Source organism: Kocuria tytonicola, assembly GCF_003687455.1.
Lineage (GTDB): Bacteria > Actinomycetota > Actinomycetes > Actinomycetales > Micrococcaceae > Kocuria > Kocuria tytonicola.
Genome location: NZ_PHOA01000123.1, coordinates 1 through 6,203 on the forward strand (window position 1 = coordinate 1; position 6,203 = coordinate 6,203).

General features: G+C 69.7%; 7 protein-coding genes. 3 read left to right on the forward strand and 4 right to left on the reverse strand.

Going from position 1 to position 6,203, the window contains the following annotated elements:
• Positions 1–1,285: polysaccharide deacetylase family protein (locus CWC38_RS12275; protein WP_206059898.1), on the forward strand; the 1,285-nt coding region annotated here is incomplete at its 5' end.
• A gap of 200 nt (positions 1,286–1,485) precedes the next feature.
• Here the strand turns inward: CWC38_RS12275 and CWC38_RS10585 are convergent.
• The gene (locus CWC38_RS10585; RefSeq protein ID WP_121846699.1) at positions 1,486–1,956 is read right to left on the reverse strand and encodes a GNAT family N-acetyltransferase; all 471 of its coding nucleotides are present in this window, start codon (positions 1,954–1,956) and stop codon (positions 1,486–1,488) included.
• 139 nt (positions 1,957–2,095) lie between these two features.
• Positions 2,096–2,434: a putative quinol monooxygenase gene (locus CWC38_RS10590; RefSeq protein WP_206059899.1), complete on the reverse strand. Its 339-nt coding sequence runs from the start codon at positions 2,432–2,434 to the stop codon at positions 2,096–2,098.
• A 49-nt stretch (positions 2,435–2,483) separates the two neighbouring features.
• On the opposite strand from CWC38_RS10590, the gene CWC38_RS10595 reads away from it, so the two are divergent.
• Positions 2,484–3,281: a helix-turn-helix domain-containing protein gene (locus CWC38_RS10595; RefSeq protein ID WP_121846700.1), complete on the forward strand. Its 798-nt coding sequence runs from the start codon at positions 2,484–2,486 to the stop codon at positions 3,279–3,281.
• Between the two features lie 171 nt (positions 3,282–3,452).
• Here the strand turns inward: CWC38_RS10595 and CWC38_RS10600 are convergent, their stop codons facing one another.
• Positions 3,453–3,980 carry a GNAT family N-acetyltransferase gene (locus tag CWC38_RS10600; RefSeq protein ID WP_121846701.1) on the reverse strand — a complete coding sequence of 176 codons (528 nt, stop codon included), beginning with the start codon at positions 3,978–3,980 and terminating at the stop codon, positions 3,453–3,455.
• 512 nt (positions 3,981–4,492) lie between these two features.
• Between CWC38_RS10600 and CWC38_RS10605 the strand changes: the two genes are divergently transcribed.
• Positions 4,493–5,353 carry an MBL fold metallo-hydrolase gene (locus CWC38_RS10605; RefSeq protein ID WP_121846702.1) on the forward strand — a complete coding sequence of 287 codons (861 nt, stop codon included), beginning with the start codon at positions 4,493–4,495 and terminating at the stop codon, positions 5,351–5,353.
• 65 nt (positions 5,354–5,418) lie between these two features.
• On the opposite strand, the gene CWC38_RS10610 is transcribed toward CWC38_RS10605, so the two are convergent.
• A partial coding sequence (locus tag CWC38_RS10610) for a queuosine precursor transporter (protein ID WP_240625223.1) occupies positions 5,419–6,203 on the reverse strand: 785 nt, incomplete at its 5' end.

Consider the following 6,203-nt stretch of genomic DNA (forward strand, 5'->3'; position numbering starts at 1 on the left):
GCCCGGCCCCGTGGTCCTGACGTCCTCGAGGCCCGCCGATGTGGTCCCGGCCCCGATCCACCTCTCCCCCGCGGACGCCCACGTGGAGACGTCCCGCGGCGCGCCGCGCTACGCCCTGCAGTGGCCCACGCTGGCGCAGGCGCCGGCCCTGACGAAGGCCCTGGCCTCTCGGGCCGGCGCCTGGCGGGACGAGTTCCTGACCGGGGCGGGTGGAAAGCGGCCCGCCGCTCCGGAGCTCCACGTGCGGTGGGAGCCCGTGGTGCATGCCGGTTCCCTCCACGGGGTGCGTCTGGTCAGCCGTCCGAGCACGAGCGGCGCCGCCACGCGGGAAACCACGGTGTACGGCGACGGCGACGCCAGCTGGTCCTCGGAGGACCTCGTTGCCGAGAAGTCCCGGCAGAGTCTGGTGAAAGCCGTCTCCCAGGCCGTGGCGCACGAATCCCACGAGAACGGGGCCGAGAGCCTCACCCCCTCGCGCGCACTGTCCGACGTGTCCTTCACGAGCACGGGGGACATGGTCGTGAACCTCTCCCACGGCCTGACCGGGCCCGCACCCAGGAGTGGACTCTCCGCCAGGATCTCCGATCCCCAGCGCTACCTGTCCGCGCGGGGGCGGCAGGTGCGTGCAGCCATGACCCGCCCGGTGGACGCCGCGCCCACGACCCCCGTGCCGCGCCCCGCACACACGACGGACTGCACGAAGGCGAAGTGCATCGCCCTGACGTTCGACGACGGGCCCGGCCCCTTCACCTCGGCGATCCTGGATGCCCTGGAGAAGGCGAAGGCCCGCGCCAGCTTCTTCATGATCGGCTCCGCGATCACGACGGACCCCGGCATCGTGCGCCGCATGGCCGCCGCGGGCATGGGCGTGGGGAACCACACGTGGTCCCACCCGCAGGTCACGGCGCTGACTCCGGACCAGGTCACGGGGGAGATCACCCGGCAGTCTTCCGCCGTTGCCGCGGCCACGGGCCACGAGCCCTTCGCCGTGCGCCCCCCGTACGGCGCCTTCACGAGGAGCACCCCGCACGCCGGGCTTCCTTTCGTGCTGTGGGACGTGGACACGGAGGACTGGAAGAACCTCGACCCCACCCGCACGACGCAGCGAGCGCTCAGCGGCGCGCACCCCGGCGCAATCGTCCTGATGCACGACATCCACCCCTCCACCGCGAAGGCCCTGCCGGGGATCATCGCGGCGCTGCAGAAGCAGGGATACACGCTCGTCACCGTGGACGAGCTCCTGCCCGGGATGGACCCGTCCGGTTCGTACTACTCGGCGGGGTAGCCGCCCACTGGTCGGCGCCCCCGCCGCAATCGAGGCGGGGCCGGCTCCGCGTGCCCCGTTCTGCGCTCAGCCCAGCGGCCGCATGGTGGCCTCCACCCGTTCCGGCACCACGTGGACCTGCGGAACCAGGTCCTGTGGTGGGAAATCCGGGTCGATGCACTCTACGAGACCGGTTATCGGCGAGGTCCGGGGGTGCGCTCTCAGATGTCAGCCCGCATCGCAGGAAAGGTCGTCTCCGCGAATCCCGCGCGCGCGTACATGCCGCGCCCGGCCGCCGTGGCCATGAGTTCAGCCCGTGGAACTCCGGTCCGATGCGCCCACTCCAGCGCCGCGCTGAAAGCGCGCCGTCCGTACCCACTTCCGCGGTACTCAGGAAACGTGCACACATTGCTAATGAGCACATCACGTCCGTGCGGGTTGCCGGGGGATGGTGCAGCGTCCCGGATCGCTGCCACGGAGCAGGCCACGACGGACCCACCAGAGGCGACCACGAAGATTCCGAAGGCAGGATCGTGAATGCGCTCGGCAAACCACGACCGCGCGGCACTCACCCATGGCCCGTCAATGTTCTGGGTTCCCATGGCGCAGAACATCTCGGCGCGCAGGGCCACGAGTGCCTCGACATCCTGCTCCGAGGCGCGACGACAGGTGGTTAGTGTGACGTCCGACATGACCCCACCATAGGGACATCCGGTGCATGGACGGGCAGGCCACATGGAGCGGAGCCCCCTCCCCACCGCGCTGGAATACATCGAACTTCATCACTCCAGAGGAAGTCCTCTGCATGCGGATCCACGGCCCCGGTGGGTGTCAGGACGGCATCGGAACGCCCGCGACAGCCACGAGCCGCTGCTGAGTCATACTTTTCATGTCAATGATCGGCATTGCTCGCCCGATCCGAGCCTGCACCGCAGGAATCTGCAGCGACGCCTGGTGCGCATCTTCGCTGTCCCAGACTTCCGTGACCCACACGGCGTCTGCATCCCCTGGGTCACGAGCGACCAGGTAGAGACGGCATCCAGGCATCGGCTCGCTGCGGTCCTGCTCACTCAGGATGGCAGCCAGGGCGTCCCCCTCCCCTGGTATGGAGCGCAGGCGCCCGTGAAGCATGAACGCGGAACCGGTGGTCATGGTGTCGATGTCAGCCATGGCCTCACCGTAGGCTTCGGGAACCGGTGCAGGCTTGTAGATTCTTGCCATGGCCGAGGAAACCATTCCGAACGGGCGCGGGGTCCCTTTTCCGAAACGTCTCCCTGTCGCGTTCCGACGGCTGCCCGCCCAGCCGGACGCTACTGACCTCGTGGCGTGGTGGTGGTTGTGCGAGTGGGACCTGCCGGACGGCGAGCGCTCGGATCAGCGAGTCCTGGCGTTCCCTGCCCTGAACTTCACTGTCGACAATGAAGGGTCCGCGGTGGCCGGCCCGACCAGCACGGCCACCACGCGCATGCTGACGGGCAGCGGATGGGTCATCGGCGCACTGCTCAAGCCGGCCGCCACCCCGGTGTTCACTGCCGACCCGGGATCGCTGCGTGATCGTCTGGAACCGGTCGACCTGCCTGACCTTCACGCTCGTGTCGCGGAGTTGGCCGGGAGCGGTCACTTGGACGGGGCCACGGATGTCGTGTCGCAGTGGCTCGTGGGCCGCGCTGGAGACCTTGCCCACTCTGCTCGCGCAGCGAACCTCATGTGGCACCTCGCGACAACCGGCCGCCACATCACCTCGCTCACCAGCCTTGCCGGGGCTGTCGGCATCTCCCAGAGCGGCCTCTACCGGCTGGCTCGACGCTACGTCGGGGTCTCGCCCTATGACATGGTTCGGCGCCGCCGCCTGCAGGAGATCGCGGAGCACATCCGGGACAATCCGCAGGAGTCGCTGGCAGGCGTGGCAGGCCACTTCGGTTTGACCGATCAAGCCCACATGAACCGCGAGTTCAAGGCGGCGTTCGGCATCACCCCCGGCGACTACCGGTCCGAGTGCACGTCAACGAGAACGTAGGTCGACGCGAAACGTCCCCCACGATGAGCTTCGACCACCGATCCCCGCGGCCAGGCCCCCTCCGATGCGGGTCCACGAGCCAGGTCGACAGGGGTGCCTTTCCCCGCGTCAGACGGAGGAGAGCATGTCGTTGTTGCCAGGTGGCTCCGAGCAGGGGTCTCCGCTCCTGTCTCAACGGGGTGAGGGCGAACCATCGGCTGCCGGAAGAACATACGTGCATTCCGCGACTTCGCGCCCGTCCGCCGTCGTTCCCGTCGAAACCAGAGTCATACCCAGTCGCTTGCACAGCGCGCGGGACGCCGTGTTGGCGCGGTCCGTCTTCGCCATCACCTGGACGAACCCCCACTCATGGCGAGCCGCGTCCAACACCGCCGCCACAGCTTCCGTCGCCAAGCCTCTGCCGGTGTGAGTCGGGTTGAAGACATAGCCGATCTCGGTCGCGTTCCCGGCGAGCCACGTCAAACCCACTTCGCCCGCCACTTCACCGGTCTCGAGAATCTCGGCAAGGAGCACCAGCTCGTCTCCTGGCCCATCGAATCGAGCGACGGCATACCGGGACATCTCTCCCAGCGTGTGCTCCCGCGTCCACACGCCAACACTCAAGTACTGTGCAACATCGCGCCTCGAGCGATAGGCGAAGACCGCAGCGACATCGGTCTCGCGTGGCGGCCGGAGACAAAGTCGGGAGGTCTCAATCACACCGAAATCGTAGCCAAGAAGACACTGCGGAACTGCTTCCGGAGACCGGTTCAGCATCCGAGATGACCTCACCGGACCTCGATCTGCACAGCATCCCCTGCAGACCACAGTGACCGGCGCCTCTCTGCTGCGCGTTAGACTTCCTTGAACTTCGTCGCCCCGCCGGGAGTCCACTGCCTGCGGATCCACGGTCCCGGTGGGTGTCGAGGGGAGACGCTCCACGGTGCGTGCGGCGTTCCCGCGAACCGGCACGGCCCGCACGAGGGGCCGGCCGCGCAGCGCGAACGCGGCGCAGGCACCGAGCGGACGCCCGAGACACGATCCGCCCGACTCCCTCGCCCCCTTCGGCGGAGGACCCGGGATCCGCAGCTTCGAGGGCCTCACGTGTTGAGCGAGACCAGGTGCGTCCCCGCTGCGGGTTCGCTCAGCCGCACCCCGCGCACGTCGTCCCGAACCGCGCGAACCGGCCGCGGCGACGTCGTTGAATCCCCGCGGGACCGGGACGTCCGCTCGTGACCGCCGCGCAGCCCGAGTACGCGACCCCCGGCGTCCTGCGCCGCGTGAGCGCGTGCGCGGGCGTGGTCCTGGCCCCGAACCCCGGCCCCATGACCCTGGACGGCACCAACACCTGGATCCTCTCCGCGCCGGGCGCCGGCCCGGAGCACCCGAACTACGGGCAGCACCCGTCCGCGCAGGGACGGGGCGAGTGGCCCGGCCCGGACGTCGTCGTCGTGGATCCGGGCCCCCTGGACGAGGAGCACCTGCAGGCGGTCGCGGCCACCGGCACCGTGGTGCTCATCCTGGTGACGCACCACCACGGTGACCACACGGACGGCATCGACCGGCTGCACGAGATCACCGGCGCCCCCGTCCGCGCGGCCCTGCCCGAGTTCTGCCGGGACAGCGGCGAGCCCCTGCGGGACGGCGACTGCGTGCTCGCGGCGGGCGTGAGCATCCGCGTGCTGGCCACCCCGGGGCACACCTCGGACTCCGTCTCGTTCCTGCTGCACCACGACGAGCCCGAGACGGTCCTCACCGGGGACACCGTCCTGGGCCGCGGCACCACCATGATCGACCACCCGGACGGCACCCTGGGCGACTACCTGGGCTCGCTCGAACGGCTCGCCCGGCGATCCGGCGCGATGGGCCTGCCCGCCCACGGTGCGCCGCTGCCCGACCTGCAGGACGCGTGCGAGGAGCTCGCGGAGCACCGCCTGGAGCGCCTGGAGCAGGTGCGCGGCGTCGTCGCGGGCCTGGGTGAGCGCGCCAGCGTGGAGACCGTCACGGACGCCGTCTACGCGGACGTCCCCGCCGGGGTGCGCCGCGCCGCGGAGCACTCGATCGCCGCGCAGCTCGCCCACCTGGGCCTCTGAGCGTCGGGGACGACGACGCCGCACGCGTCCTTCCGCGCGGCACTCACCGCTGATCGCTGGGGCGCTCAGCCCTGCAGCGGGGCCGCCTCCGCGTAGTCCGGTTCGCGGCGCTTGACCCACGCGATCGCGGCGTAGGTGACCGGCATGATCACGACTTCCACGAGGCACTTGTACACGTAGCCCACCAGCACGTAGTTCAGGAACCCGAACCACGAATCGATGCCGATCACGGGCGCCGCGATGGTGCAGAAGATGACCGTGTCCACCAGCTCGCCCACCATGGTGGAGGAGATCAGCCGCGCCCACAGATGCTTCTCCTGGGTGCGCTCCTTGACCTTGACCATCACGTACGCGTTGAGCAGCTGCCCCACCAGGTAGCCCAGCAGGGACCCGGCCACGATCAGGGGCACCGGGCCCAGCACCGCCTCGAACGCGCTCTGGTTCTCGTAGAACGGTGCGGGAGGCAGAACGATCACGATCCAGAACACCAGGGACGAGAACACTCCGAAGAAGAACGAGGTGAGGATCGCCTTGCGGGCGGCCCGGAAGCCGTAGACCTCCGAGACCACGTCCCCCAGGACGTAGGCGAGCGGGAACAGGAAGAACCCGCCGTCCGTGATGACCGGACCGAACTGCACACCCTTCGTGGCGCCGATGTTGGAGAGCACCAGGATCACGCAGTACGCCGCCAGGATGAGGTCGAAGTACGTGCGGGGCCGGCGCGCGAAAGCGGGCTCCGCGGGCGTGTGCTGCGTGGGGGCGCCCGGCGCGGAGGTGGGCCGGGCGGCGGAGGTGGCCGCGGCGTCGTCGGCGGGTGCGGGGTGCGTGGAACCCTGGGCCGGGGTGGCAT